We start from the raw sequence: 12,955 nt of genomic DNA, 5'->3' as shown, positions 1-12,955 counted from the left end.
CAATTGACCGGACAAAGGCTTCCCATGAGTGAAGATGCACAAGATGTTGTACTGATCGTCGAAGATGACGAATCGATTATGTTTGTGTTGGGCGAGTACCTGGCGGGCCTGGGGTATCGGGTGTTGAAGGCGATTGACGGTGAGCAGGCGTTTGAAATCCTGGCCACCAAGCCGCACCTGGACCTGATGGTGACCGACTACCGCCTGCCTGGCGGCATTTCCGGGGTGCAGATCGCCGAGCCTGCGATCAAGCTGCGACCGGAATTGAAAGTGATCTTCATCAGCGGTTACCCGCAGGAGATTCTCGACTGCAACAGCCCGATCACGCGCAATGCGCCGATCCTGGCCAAACCGTTTGACCTGGATACGTTGCAGGAACATATCCAGCGGCTGTTGGCTTAACGTCTTGAGAAGAGGGAGCACACTCCCTCTTCAAGCCTTGATCATCTCCCTCACCTTTGCCGTCAACAGATCAAAGGTGAACGGCTTGGTGATCATCTGCATGCCCGGGTCCAGAAAACCGCCCCGTACAGCCGCATGCTCTGCATAGCCGGTAATAAACAACACCTTCAACTCGGGCCGCACCTGCCGGCCGATCTCCGCCAGTTGCCGGCCGTTCATGCCGGGCAGGCCAACGTCGCTGATCAGCAGGTCAATGCGCTGGCTGGACTCGATGATCGGCATGGCACTGTCGGCATCACCGGCTTCGACGAAGGCATAGCCCAGTTCACTCAGCACGGCGCTGACCAGCACCCGCACGGCCGGGTCGTCCTCGACGATCAGCACGGTCTCGCCGGCATTGGCGAACGGCAGCAATGCCGGGTTGAGCGGTTCATCTGCAATGACCTCGCCGACATACCTCGGCAGGAACAGGCTGACGGTGGTGCCTTGGCCCACCACACTGTGGATCGACACATGCCCGTGGGATTGGCGTGCAAACCCGTAGATCATCGACAACCCCAGCCCGGTGCCCTGGCCGATGGGTTTGGTGGTGAAGAACGGGTCAAATGCACGGCTGATCACGCTCTCGGGCATGCCGCAGCCGGTGTCGCTGACGCTCAATTCCACATAGTCGCCAGGGGTGAGGGTGCCGTAGGCTGCGGTAAACACGCTGTCGAGGTGGCGGTTGGTGGTTTCCACCACCAGTTTGCCGCCATTGGGCATCGCATCCCGGGCATTGATGGCGAGGTTGAGCAGGGCGCTTTCCAGCTGGTTGGGGTCGGCTTCGGCGGTCCAGAGTTGCTCGGTCAGGCGGATATCCAGGGCAATGCTTTCATTCAGGCTGCGTTGCAGCAGCTCACCCATGGAGCTCACCAGTTGATTGATCTGCACCGGTTTCGAATCCAGCGACTGGCGGCGGGAGAAGGCCAGCAGGCGGTGGGTCAGGGCTGCTGCGCGGTTGGCCGACGTGACACCCAGGTCGATCAGGCTGTCGAGGTCTTCGGTGCGGCCCCGAGCCACGCGCCTGCGCAGCAGTTCCAGGCTGCCGATGATGCCGGTCAGCATGTTGTTGAAGTCATGGGCGATGCCGCCGGTCAATTGGCCGACGGCTTCCATTTTCTGTGACTGGCGCAACGCTTCTTCGTTATTGCGCAACTGCGCCGTGCGTTCTTCCACCTGTTGCTCAAGGGTTTCCAGGGTGCTTTGCAGGCGCTGCTCGCTCTGGCTCAGGTCGATCAGCCGGTCGCGGGCCTCGTATTGCCGACGACGTCCGCGCAGCGCCGTGGTCACGAGGCTGATCAGGGTGATCGGGTGGAACGGACGCTCCAGGAACGTCACGTTGCCCAGCAAGGTGCTCAGGTGCGACGAGCCATTCTGTTCGCTGCCGCCGTGGTGCGTCATCAGCACAATCGGCAGGTCTGACCACGCCGGTTGTTGATGCAGGTGCGTGAGCAGCGGTTCCAGGTCGATACCGCGCAGGGCTTCGGCAGCAATGACCAGCAAGCCGGCACCGTGCTCCAGCTCCTCGCAGAGCATCTGCAAATGGCTGGCGATGATGCCGTTGAAACCAGCCTCATTGAGCATCATCAACGCCAGGGAGCTGTCGCGACCCAGGGGCGCCAGAATGATCGCCCGTTCGAAAATGGCCGGCAGGCCACTCATGAACTTTCATCCTTGAGCAGCGGGTTGTCGGTGCCCATGTAGGTCGGTACGCCGCGCAATACACCCTGGAACGCATCAAGCGGTTCGCCGATGGTCATGCCACGACTGCCGATGCGGTATTCGCGAATGGTCGACTCATGGCTGCCGGTGCGTTTCTTGATGATCGAAATAGCGCGCCGCACCTTGCCCAGCGCTTCGAAGTAACGCAGCAGGATCACGGTGTCGGCCAGATAGGTAATGTCCACCGGCGCCTGCATGTCCCCCACCAGCCCGTGCTGGGCGACGGTCATGAAAGTCGCAGCGCCACGGCGGTTGAGGTACAGCAGCAGTTCGTGCATGTGCAGGATCAACGCGTTCTCTTCCGGCATCGCGGCCTGATAGCCATTGACGCTGTCGATCACCACGGTCTTGATCCCGCGTTCGTCCACACAGCGGCGCACCCGATGGGAGAACTCGCCGGGGGACAACTCGGCGGCGTCTACCTGTTCGATCAGCAGGTTGCCGGTGCCTTGCAGGGCCTCCAGGTCGATGCCCATGTTCTTCATGCGCTCGAACAGCAGGCCCAGCTCTTCGTCAAAAATGAACAGCGCGGCTTTTTCGCCCCGGGAGACGGCCGCCGCGGCAAAGATCATCGAGATCAGCGATTTGCCGGTACCGGCCGGGCCCAGGATCAAGGTGCTGGAACCGGTCTCGATCCCGCCGCCCAACAGGGCGTCCATCTCGCGGATGCCGCTGGTGAGGGTCTGGCGGTTGTAGCCGCCACGGTGCTCGGCTGCCACCAGGCGCGGGAACACATGTACGCCGTCTTCCATGATGGTGAAGTCGTGAAAACCGCCGCGGTATTTCTGGCCACGGTACTTCACGATCCGCACGCGGCGGCGCTCGGCACCGTAGTTGGGGGTCAGTTCTTCGAGACGAATCACACCGTGGGCCACGCTGTGTACGGTCTTGTCGAGGGACTCGGTGGTCAGGTCGTCCAGCAGCAGCACGGTGGCGTCGTAGCGCACGAAGTAGTGCTTGATCGCAAGGATCTGCCGGCGATAGCGCAGGGAGCTTTGCGCCAGCAGGCGGATTTCCGAAAGGCTGTCGATCACGACGCGGGTAGGCTTGACCCGTTCCACCACTTCGAAAATCTGCCGGGTGGCTTCGCCCAGCTCAAGGTCCGAAGAATACAGGAGGCTCTGCTGGTGCTCGGCGTTGAGCAGGCTTTCGGGGGGGGTCAGTTCAAAGATGTGAATGTGTTCGTCCAGGTCCCAACCATGGGACTTGGCACCCTGGCGCAACTCGCGCTCGGTTTCCGACAGGGTGATGTACAGCGATCGTTCGCCGTTTTTTGCGCCGGCCTGGAGGAAATGCAGGGCCACGGTGGTTTTACCGGTGCCGGGTTCACCTTCCAGCAGGAACAAATGGCTACGGGAAAGCCCTCCGGCAAGAATGTCGTCCAGACCTTCAATACCGGTGGCCGCCTTTGCTGTGAACAGCTCTTTGGATGTAGACAAGAAGTGCCCTCGGGTCACAAATAAGTAGTCGGCAGCGCCGTCTGGGGCGCGCCATATTTACTTGACCTTGGCGCCGTGTGGCGGTTCAACGTTTTGTATCAAATACCGCTTTTACAGGCCCTGTTGCAGCGCCGGGTCATCCGGATTCTGCTGTTCAAGCTGTGCCAGCAGCACCTGCACATTCTGCAACTGGCCGGTTTCCTTCCAGTAATTGACCAGCAGCACCCTGGCTTTGCGATTGGCCGGGTTGCGCTGGATGATTTCTTCCAGCTGGCGCTGGGCGGCCTCCAGTTCCTGCTGGGCGTGCAGGGTGGTGGCCAGGTCGTAGCGGTAATCCTGGTTGTTCGGTTCGAGCTCCACCGCCCGGGACAGGCTGAGCAGGGCAAAGGCGCGCTCGCCATGGTGCAGCAGCCACATGCCCAGGGCATGTTGCAGGTAGGCCGAATCGGGGTGGGCCTGCAACTGTTTGGCCAGGAGTTGGCGGGACTCGTCGACCTTGCCCTGCTTGTCCAGCAGTTCAATTTGCGCGACCACGGCTTGCAGGTTGTCCGGTTGCAGGCGCATCGCCTGCTCCAGGGCGTTTTGTGCGTCGGGCAGCAGCGCGCTGTGAATGTACAGGCGTGCCAGCTGGATCCAGCCTTCGGGGCTTTCGGGTTGGCCCTTGAGCAGCTTTACGTATTCGTCGAGCACTTGCTGCAACGGGCCGAAGTACAGGCCCAGGGTATCCGGGGACAGCCCGAGCAAGGCATTGGCCGCGGCAAACCTGACGCTTTGCTCCGGGTCATCCAGCAGTGGCCCGAGCAACAGCGTGCGCTGGCCGCTGGGCACCAGGCCGACAATGCTGTGAATCGCCGCCTCGCGCACCATTGGCGCGTCGTTGGCCAGGTCCTTGTCCGCCAGCTTGAGGGCCTGGGGGCTTGGGTAGTTGGGCAGTTCGGCATGCAGGGCGGCGCGGCGCACATCGGAGAGGTCCGGGCGGCCCAACTGTTGATACAGCACCCGGGCAGCGCCGGGTTCACCGTTGTGCGCCTGTTTCAAGGCCTTGGCGTAACCATGGGCGATGGCCGGGGGCACCACCACCGGCGTGGTGCGGGTGAAATACCAGGTGATCAGCACAATAAACAACAGGGCGCACAGGCCGACGATGGAGTAACGGCGTGACTTTGACATGCAGGCGTCCGAAAGCTGGGCAGCTAGTGCAAAGCCATCAGCTTCGGTCAGGTTATCGCGAGTGTCAAACCCGCATCACGTCAGCACGAACTCAATCGGCTCAAGGGCCGGCGGCAGCGTGGTTTCGCCGAGGGCGGCGAGAATCTCGCGCTCCAGGGTGCGCACGATGGCGTTGCAGGGCAGGTCGTTTTCGTCGAAGCCGAACGGGTCTTCGAGGTCGTCGCCGATTTCGTCCAGGCCGAAGAAGGTGTAGCTGACGATGGCGGTGAACACCGGGGTCAGCCAGCCCAGCGGCTCGGCCATGGCGAAGGGCAGCAGGATACAGAACAGGTAGATGGTGCGGTGCAGCAGCAAGGTGTAGGGGAAGGGCAGCGGGGTGTGTTTGATCCGCTCACAGGAGGCCTGGACCTGGCTCAGGCCGTACAGCCGGGTTTCCAGTTGGGTGTAGCGCCAGTCGCTGATGTGGCCCTGTTCGGCGAGGTTCGAGCAGCGGGCGCCGAGGTCTTGCAGGATGCTGTCGGGCAGGTTCGGGTGGCCGGGTTCTGGGTTGGCCCACGGTTTGATCGCCTGGCTTTCGTCTTCCAGGCGCAGGCGGGCGATCAGGCCATGGGCGAAACCGCACAGGCTGCGCAGGACGTGTTTGCGTTCGGCAGGGTTGAGGACCTGGGTTTCGCGGATCAGTGAGCGGATCTCGATGATCATCTGGCCCAGTTGTTTGCGGCCTTCCCACCAGCGGTCGTAGCAGGCGTTGTTGCGAAAACTCATGAAGATGGACAGTGACAGCCCCAGCAGTGTGAAGGGTGTGGCGTTGACCTTGGAAAAGTAGGCCGGGTGCAGGGTTTCTACCAGCACGATGACTGAGGCCAGGAGGGTGACCAGCAGGCTGCGCAGCGCAATGCGTTTGGCGATCGAGCCCTTGAGGGAGAACAGGATGCCGAGCAGGTTGGGTTTGGGACGGACGATCATGGGCGGGCTTCTTGGGTGGCGCAGGCTGTCAGGTTAGAAGCATGTTTGCGTTGCGTCCAATTGCTTGGGCTGACCGGGTGATTGGTGGGCTCTATCGGGATTGAGTACATATCCGTTTTTTCGGTGACCAGAGCGAAAGCAGATCTGCTTTTCTGTGGGAGCGGGTTTGCTCGCGAAAAACCTGAGGGCGCCGCGTTCATNNATTTTGCTCTTCAACACTCACACACACCAAACAGCGCCCCCCCATTGGCCAAACCAGTCAACCAAGTTGAAAGCTTTGACCATTGCCCACCCACCGCTCTAGAGCGACTATTTCACCGGTCTACGTACCCATCCTGAAAATAAAAAACACACAGGGATTTGAAGCGATGCGTGATTACTCGGCTGCCACCACCCAGTTCAACTACCAACACACCGTCGACGCTGCCTTGTCGGGCAACCTGCAGGCCCTCAACGCCTGCGTCGAATGCTGCGACCGCCACGCATTACCTGGCCGCATCGCACTGTTCTGGGAGGGCAAGGACGGCCGCGGCGCCACGTTCACCTTCACCCAGCTGCAAGACCAGGCCGCACGCTTCGCCAACTTCCTCCTGGCCCAGGGTGTCAATCGCGGTGACAAGGTGGCAGGCCTCCTGCCACGCACCGCCGAGCTGCTGGTGGTCGTCCTCGCCACCTGGCGCATCGGCGCGGTCTATCAGCCGCTGTTCACCGCCTTCGGCCCCAAGGCCATCGAACACCGCCTGAACAGCTCCGGCGCGGCGCTGGTGGTGACCGATGCAGTAAACCGTCCCAAACTGACGGAAGTGGCCGACTGCCCGACCATCGTCACCGTCGCCGGCCCCAACGGCGAAGGCATCGTGCGCGGCGATTTCAGCTTCTGGGCCGAGCTGCCCAACTATTCCAACCTCTGCGAACCCGTATTGCTGGGCGCCGACGACCCGTTCCTGCTGATGTTCACCTCAGGCACCACCGGCCCGTCGAAAGCCCTGGCCGTGCCGCTCAAGGCAATCGTTGCGTTCCAGAGCTACACCCGCGACGCCGTCGACCTGCGCCCCGAAGACGCATTCTGGAACGTCGCCGACCCGGGCTGGGCCTACGGCATCTATTTCGGCGTGACCGGCCCCTTGTCCATGGGCCACCCGATCACCTTCTACGATGGCCCGTTCACCCTCGAAAGCACGTGCCGCGTCATCAACAAATACGGGATTACCAACCTCACCGGTTCGCCCACCGCCTACCGCCTGCTGATCGCCGGGGGTGAGCAGTTCGCCAAGTCGATCAAGGGCAAGCTGCGTATTGTCAGCAGCGCCGGCGAGCCATTGAACCCGGAAGTGATCCGCTGGTTCGCCGATAACCTCGGCGTGTCCATCCACGACCACTACGGCCAGACCGAGCTGGGCATGGTGCTGTGCAATCACCATGGCCTGGAGCATCCGGTGCACGTCGGCTCCGCAGGCTTTGCCTCGCCGGGCCATCGCATCGTGGTGCTGGACGACAACCATCAGGAGCTGCCCGCCGGCCAACCGGGCATCCTCGCCATCGACCGCGAGCAATCGCCGATGTGCTGGTTTGCCGGGTATGACGGCGTCAAGACCAAGGCCTTCGTCGGCAAGTACTACCTCAGCGGCGATACGGTGGAGCTGAACCCCGATGGCAGCATCAGCTTTGTCGGGCGCAGCGACGATGTGATTACCACCTCCGGCTATCGCGTGGGTCCGTTCGACGTAGAAAGCGCCTTGATCGAGCATCCGGCCGTGGTGGAGGCCGCCGTGGTGGGTAAGCCATGTCCGGAACGCACCGAGATCGTCAAGGCGTTTGTGGTACTCAGCGAGCAGTACCGCGCCGAGCCGGCCCTGGCCGAAGAGCTGCGCCAGCACGTGCGCAAGCGCCTGGCCGCTCACTCGTACCCGCGGGAAATCGAATTTGTCAGCGAGCTGCCCAAGACCCCGAGCGGCAAGCTGCAACGCTTCATTTTGCGTAATCAGGAAATTGCCAAGGCCCAGGCGGCCACGGCGTGACCCATTCTTCAAGGAAACAATGATGCAGATTGAGAACAAGGTTTTTCTGGTCAGCGGTGGCGCTTCAGGCCTCGGCGCGGCAACCGCCGAGATGCTCGTGGCGGCCGGAGCCAAGGTGATGCTGGTGGACCTGAACGCCGACGCAGTGGCCGCCCAGGCGCAAAAGCTCGGCGCGCAGGCCCGCAGCGCGGTCGCCGATATCAGCCAGGAAGCCGCTGCCGAAGCGGCGGTACAGGCCACCGTCGCCGCCTTTGGCGGTTTGCATGGGTTGGTCAACTGTGCCGGTGTGGTGCGGGGCGAGAAAATCCTCGGCAAAAATGGCCCGCACGTGCTGGCCAACTTCGCCCAGGTGATCAACGTCAACCTGATCGGCAGTTTCAACCTGCTGCGCCTGGCTGCAGCGGCTATCGCTGAAACCGAGGCGAATGCCGATGGCGAGCGCGGTGTGATCATCAATACCGCTTCAGTGGCAGCGTTTGACGGCCAGATCGGCCAGGCGGCCTATGCCGCTTCCAAGGGCGCGATTGCCAGCCTGACCCTGCCGGCGGCCCGCGAACTGGCGCGCTACGGGATTCGGGTGATGACCATCGCCCCCGGTATTTTCGAAACTCCGATGATGGCGGGCATGACGCCGCAAGTGCGCGAATCCCTCGCCGCCGGCGTGCCATTCCCGCCGCGCCTGGGCAAACCGGGCGAGTACGCCGCGCTGGTGCGGCATATCATTGAAAACAGCATGCTCAACGGCGAGGTGATCCGTCTCGACGGCGCCTTGCGCATGGCAGCCAAATAAGGAGATTTTCATGACTGATCCAATCGTTATTGTCAGCGCGGTACGCACCCCGATGGGCGGGTTCCAGGGCGATCTCAAAGGCCTCACCGCTCCGCAACTGGGCGCTGCGGCGATTCGTGCAGCGGTCGAACGCGCCGGTATCGCTTCCGATGCCGTGGATGAAGTGCTGTTCGGTTGCGTGCTGCCCGCCGGCCTCGGCCAGGCGCCGGCACGCCAGGCGGCGCTGGGTGCTGGCCTGGACAAGTCCACGCGCTGCACCACCCTCAACAAGATGTGCGGCTCGGGCATGGAAGCCACGATCCTGGCCCATGACGCGTTGCTGGCAGGCAGCGTGGAGGTGGCCATCGCCGGTGGCATGGAGAGCATGTCCAACGCGCCGTACCTGCTGGACCGCGCCCGCAGCGGCTATCGCATGGGCCACGGCCGGGTGCTCGACCACATGTTCCTCGACGGCCTTGAAGACGCCTACGACAAGGGCCGCCTGATGGGCACCTTTGCCGAGGACTGCGCCGAGCACAACGGCTTTTCCCGCGAGGCCCAGGACGCGTTCGCGATTGCGTCCCTGACCCGTGCGCAACAGGCGATCACCGACGGCAACTTCATCGCCGAAATCGTCCCGGTGCAGGTCACCGTGGGCAAGGAACAGAAAACCATCATCCACGACGAACAGCCGCCGAAAGCCAAGCTGGACAAGATCGCGACATTGAAGCCGGCCTTCCGGGAGGGCGGCACGGTGACGGCAGCCAACTCCAGTTCGATTTCCGACGGTGCGGCGGCGCTGCTGCTGATGCGCCAGTCCGAAGCGCACAAGCGCGGGCTCAAGCCTCTGGCGGTGATCCATGGCCACGCGGCGTTTGCCGATGAGCCTGGCCTGTTCCCGGTAGCGCCGGTGGGGGCGATCCGCAAGCTGATGAGCAAGACCGGCTGGAACCTCGACGAAGTCGACCTGTTTGAAATCAACGAAGCCTTTGCCGTGGTCAGCCTGGTGACCATGAGCAAGCTGGAGATTCCCCACAGCAAGGTCAACATCCACGGCGGTGCCTGTGCCCTGGGCCATCCGATTGGCGCGTCCGGCGCGCGGATCCTGGTGACCCTGCTTTCGGCCCTGCGCCAGAGAGGCCTCAAGCGCGGCGTTGCAGCGATCTGCATCGGCGGCGGTGAAGCCACGGCCATGGCCGTTGAATGCCTGTACTAAGGAACACCTATGCTGCCGAATGACGAACAACTGCAAATCAGCGAAGCCGCCCGGCAATTTGCCCAGGAACGCCTTAAACCGTTCGCTGCCGAGTGGGACCGCGAGCATCGCTTTCCCAAGGAAGCCATCGGTGAAATGGCCGAGCTGGGCTTTTTCGGCATGCTGGTCCCGGAGCAATGGGGCGGCTGTGATACCGGCTACCTGGCCTACGCCATGTCCCTGGAAGAGATCGCTGCCGGTGACGGCGCCTGCTCGACCATCATGAGCGTGCACAACTCCGTGGGCTGCGTGCCGATCCTCAAGTTCGGCAATGATCAACAGCGCGAGCAGTTCCTCAAGCCCCTGGCCAGTGGTGCGATGCTCGGTGCGTTTGCCTTGACCGAGCCCCAGGCCGGTTCCGACGCCAGCGGCCTGAAAACCCGTGCCCGGCTGGAGGGCGATCACTACGTCTTGAATGGCTGCAAGCAGTTCATCACCTCCGGGCAAAACGCCGGGATCGTGATTGTGTTTGCAGTCACCGATCCGGCTGCCGGCAAACGCGGCATCAGCGCCTTTATCGTGCCCACCGACTCGCCGGGCTACAGCGTCGCGCGGGTCGAGGACAAGCTCGGCCAGCATGCTTCCGACACCTGCCAGATCCTGTTTGAGGATGTGCAGGTGCCGGTGGCCAATCGTTTGGGCGAGGAGGGCGAAGGCTACCGGATCGCCCTGGCCAACCTCGAAGGCGGGCGTGTCGGCATTGCTTCGCAAGCGGTAGGCATGGCACGGGCGGCATTTGAAGCGGCCCGGGACTACGCCCGCGAGCGGGAAAGCTTTGGCAAGCCGATCATCGAGCACCAGGCCGTGGCCTTCCGCCTGGCGGACATGGCGACGCAAATCGCCGTGGCGCGGCAGATGGTGCATTACGCCGCCGCCCTGCGTGACAGCGGCAAGCCGGCGCTGGTGGAAGCGTCCATGGCCAAGCTGTTTGCTTCGGAAATGGCCGAAAAGGTCTGCTCGGCAGCCTTGCAAACCCTCGGCGGTTACGGTTACCTGAGCGACTTTCCCCTGGAGCGGATCTACCGCGATGTGCGGGTCTGCCAGATTTACGAAGGCACCAGCGATATTCAACGCATGGTCATTTCACGCAATCTCTGAGGAGTCTCTATGAGTTACGAAAGCATTTTGCTGGACGTGCAGGGCCGGGTCGGGCTGATCACCCTCAATCGCCCGCAAGCGCTGAACGCCCTGAACGCGCAACTGGTCAGCGAGCTGAACCAGGCGCTGGACAGCCTGGAAGTCAACCCGGAAATCGGCTGCATCGTGCTCACCGGCTCGAAAAAAGCCTTTGCCGCCGGTGCCGACATCAAGGAAATGGCCGAGCTGACCTACCCGCAGATCTACCTCGACGACCTGTTCAGCGACAGCGATCGCGTGGCCAACCGCCGCAAGCCGATCATCGCGGCGGTCAACGGGTTTGCCCTGGGTGGCGGCTGTGAACTGGCCTTGATGTGCGACTTCATCCTGGCGGGTGACAACGCCAAGTTTGGCCAGCCGGAAATCAACCTCGGCGTGCTGCCGGGCATGGGCGGCACCCAGCGCCTGACCCGCGCCGTGGGCAAGGCCAAGGCCATGGAAATGTGCCTGACCGGGCGCTTTATCGATGCGGTGGAAGCCGAGCGCTGCGGGATCGTCGCGCGCATCGTGCCGGCGGATGAGCTGTTGGACGAAGCACTGAAGGTCGCGACCCTGATCGCCGGCAAGTCGGTGCCCATCAGCATGATGGTCAAGGAAAGCGTGAACCGTGCGTTTGAAGTGAGCCTGTCCGAAGGCGTGCGCTTTGAGCGCCGGGTGTTCCACGCGGCGTTTGCCACACTGGATCAGAAGGAAGGCATGGCGGCGTTTGTGGCCAAGCGTGCGCCGGAGTTCAAGGACAAGTAAACACTGTCCTGAAACGCTGAAGATCAAAAAATGTGGGAGCGGGCTTGCTCGCGAAGGCGGTATTACAGTCACCCGATGTATCGACTGATCCACCGCCTTCGCGAGCAAGCCCGCTCCCACATGGGTTATGCGAAATACCTGTTACAGCTGGTAGTTTTTCAATTCTCTGGCAATCACCATCCGCTGAATCTCGCTGGTGCCCTCGTAAATCTGGGTAATCCGCGCATCCCGGTAGTAACGCTCCACCGGGTAGTCCTCCAGATAGCCATAACCCCCATGAATCTGCATGGCTGAAGAGCACACCTTCTCGGCCATTTCCGAGGCAAACAGCTTGGCCTGGGAGGCCTCCGACAGGCATGGCTTGCCCGCACTGCGCAATCGGGCGGCATGCAGGATCAGCAGGCGCGCCGCATTCAGGCGGGTTTGCATGTCGGCCAGCAAGTTGGCCACGCTCTGGTGCTCGATGATCGCCTTGTCGAACTGCACCCGGTCACGGGCATAGGCCAGCGCGGCCTCAAAGGCGGCACGCGCAATACCCAGCGCCTGGGCGGCAATCCCGATGCGTCCGCCTTCGAGGTTGGACAGGGCGATGGCCAGGCCCTTGCCGCGTTCACCCAGCAGGTTGGCTTCCGGCACGGTGCACTGGTTGAGGGTGACGGCACAGGTGTCCGAGGCACGAATGCCCATCTTGTGTTCGGTACGGTCCACCACGAAGCCCGGGGTGTTGGTCGGCACCAGGAACGCCGAGATGCCTTTCTTGCCCAGCTCCGGGTCGGTCACTGCAAACACGATCGCCAGCTTGGCGCGCTTGCCGTTGCTGACAAACTGCTTGGCGCCGTTGATCACCCACTGGCCGTCCCGCAGTTCGGCGCGGGTGCGCAGGTTGTGCGCTTCGGAGCCGGCCTGGGGTTCGGTAAGGCAGAAGCAACCGATGGCCTGGCCGCTGGCCAGTTCCGCCAACCAGGTTTCCTTTTGTGCTTGTGAGCCGTAGTTTAGGATTGGCCCGCAACCCACTGAATTATGGATACTCATCAGTGCGCCGGTAGCGCCGTCGCCAGCGGAAATCTCTTCCACTGCCAGGGCGTAGGCCACGTAGTCGACGTAGGTGCCGCCCCATTCTTCAGGCACCACCATGCCCAGCAAACCCAACTCGCCCATCTTGGCGACCAGGGCATCGTCGATCCAGCCGGCCTTTTCCCAAGCCTGGGCGTGGGGGGCGATTTCGCCACGGGCAAAGTCCCGCGCCATGTCGCGGATCATCACTTGTTCTTCTGTAAATTCAATATCTTGCATG

General features: G+C 62.5%; 11 protein-coding genes. 6 read left to right on the top strand and 5 right to left on the bottom strand.

The features are described from left to right. The first annotated feature begins 24 nt into the window (after positions 1-24). Entirely contained in the window at positions 25-402 is a 378-nt protein-coding gene (locus HX869_RS18985) for a response regulator (RefSeq protein ID WP_003217591.1), read from the top strand. A gap of 30 nt (positions 403-432) precedes the next feature. Here the strand turns inward: HX869_RS18985 and HX869_RS18980 are convergent, their stop codons facing one another. From HX869_RS18980 to HX869_RS18965, 4 genes are all read right to left on the bottom strand, one after another. Next, positions 433-2,103, bottom strand: coding sequence for a response regulator (locus HX869_RS18980; RefSeq protein WP_008431031.1), 1,671 nt, complete (start codon positions 2,101-2,103; stop codon positions 433-435). Then, positions 2,100-3,602 (bottom strand): ATPase domain-containing protein, encoded by a 1,503-nt coding sequence (locus HX869_RS18975; RefSeq protein ID WP_023658825.1) that lies wholly within the window; start codon positions 3,600-3,602, stop codon positions 2,100-2,102. Before HX869_RS18975 ends, HX869_RS18980 begins: the two co-directional genes overlap by 4 nt. A 111-nt stretch (positions 3,603-3,713) precedes the next feature. Then, positions 3,714-4,772, bottom strand: a complete 1,059-nt coding sequence (locus HX869_RS18970; protein WP_102369052.1) for a lipopolysaccharide assembly protein LapB — start codon at positions 4,770-4,772, stop codon at positions 3,714-3,716. A 75-nt stretch (positions 4,773-4,847) separates the two neighbouring features. Continuing rightward, the gene (locus tag HX869_RS18965; RefSeq protein WP_087693011.1) at positions 4,848-5,738 is read right to left on the bottom strand and encodes a bestrophin family protein; all 891 of its coding nucleotides are present in this window, start codon (positions 5,736-5,738) and stop codon (positions 4,848-4,850) included. A gap of 368 nt (positions 5,739-6,106) precedes the next feature. On the opposite strand from HX869_RS18965, the gene HX869_RS18960 reads away from it, so the two are divergent. From HX869_RS18960 to HX869_RS18940, 5 genes are read left to right on the top strand one after another with little or no spacing between them, the layout of a single operon-like run. Further along, the gene (locus tag HX869_RS18960; RefSeq protein ID WP_178903509.1) at positions 6,107-7,756 is read left to right on the top strand and encodes an AMP-binding protein; all 1,650 of its coding nucleotides are present in this window, start codon (positions 6,107-6,109) and stop codon (positions 7,754-7,756) included. A gap of 22 nt (positions 7,757-7,778) precedes the next feature. Further along, complete coding sequence (locus tag HX869_RS18955; RefSeq protein WP_003217603.1) at positions 7,779-8,546, top strand: SDR family NAD(P)-dependent oxidoreductase; 768 nt, start codon at positions 7,779-7,781, stop codon at positions 8,544-8,546. A gap of 10 nt (positions 8,547-8,556) precedes the next feature. Continuing rightward, positions 8,557-9,741 carry an acetyl-CoA C-acyltransferase gene (locus tag HX869_RS18950; RefSeq protein ID WP_178903508.1) on the top strand — a complete coding sequence of 395 codons (1,185 nt, stop codon included), beginning with the start codon at positions 8,557-8,559 and terminating at the stop codon, positions 9,739-9,741. A 9-nt stretch (positions 9,742-9,750) separates the two neighbouring features. Continuing rightward, positions 9,751-10,878 carry an acyl-CoA dehydrogenase gene (locus HX869_RS18945; protein ID WP_178903507.1) on the top strand — a complete coding sequence of 376 codons (1,128 nt, stop codon included), beginning with the start codon at positions 9,751-9,753 and terminating at the stop codon, positions 10,876-10,878. Between the two features lie 9 nt (positions 10,879-10,887). Then, on the top strand, positions 10,888-11,661 hold the full coding sequence (locus tag HX869_RS18940) for an enoyl-CoA hydratase (protein ID WP_178903506.1): 774 nt from the start codon (positions 10,888-10,890) through the stop codon (positions 11,659-11,661). A 141-nt stretch (positions 11,662-11,802) separates the two neighbouring features. On the opposite strand, the gene HX869_RS18935 is transcribed toward HX869_RS18940, so the two are convergent. Then, positions 11,803-12,954, bottom strand: coding sequence for an acyl-CoA dehydrogenase family protein (locus tag HX869_RS18935; protein ID WP_177021110.1), 1,152 nt, complete (start codon positions 12,952-12,954; stop codon positions 11,803-11,805). Position 12,955 lies beyond the last annotated feature (1 nt).

The organism is Pseudomonas sp. P7779 (assembly GCF_013386315.1).
Classification (GTDB): Bacteria; Pseudomonadota; Gammaproteobacteria; order Pseudomonadales; family Pseudomonadaceae; genus Aquipseudomonas.
This window is presented reverse-complemented; position numbering and strand designations above follow the sequence as displayed.

Bases quoted from the DNA above. Each gene is read 5' to 3' on its own strand.
- HX869_RS18955 (WP_003217603.1), top strand. From the start codon at position 7,779: ATGCAGATTGAGAACAAGGTTTTTCTGGTCAGCGGTGGCGCTTCAGGC.
- HX869_RS18965 (WP_087693011.1), bottom strand. From the start codon at position 5,738: ATGATCGTCCGTCCCAAACCCAACCTGCTCGGCATCCTGTTCTCCCTC.
- HX869_RS18960 (WP_178903509.1), top strand. From the start codon at position 6,107: ATGCGTGATTACTCGGCTGCCACCACCCAGTTCAACTACCAACACACC.
- HX869_RS18980 (WP_008431031.1), bottom strand. From the start codon at position 2,103: ATGAGTGGCCTGCCGGCCATTTTCGAACGGGCGATCATTCTGGCGCCC.
- HX869_RS18945 (WP_178903507.1), top strand. From the start codon at position 9,751: ATGCTGCCGAATGACGAACAACTGCAAATCAGCGAAGCCGCCCGGCAA.
- HX869_RS18940 (WP_178903506.1), top strand. From the start codon at position 10,888: ATGAGTTACGAAAGCATTTTGCTGGACGTGCAGGGCCGGGTCGGGCTG.
- HX869_RS18935 (WP_177021110.1), bottom strand. From the start codon at position 12,954: ATGCAAGATATTGAATTTACAGAAGAACAAGTGATGATCCGCGACATG.
- HX869_RS18950 (WP_178903508.1), top strand. From the start codon at position 8,557: ATGACTGATCCAATCGTTATTGTCAGCGCGGTACGCACCCCGATGGGC.
- HX869_RS18985 (WP_003217591.1), top strand. From the start codon at position 25: ATGAGTGAAGATGCACAAGATGTTGTACTGATCGTCGAAGATGACGAA.
- HX869_RS18970 (WP_102369052.1), bottom strand. From the start codon at position 4,772: ATGTCAAAGTCACGCCGTTACTCCATCGTCGGCCTGTGCGCCCTGTTG.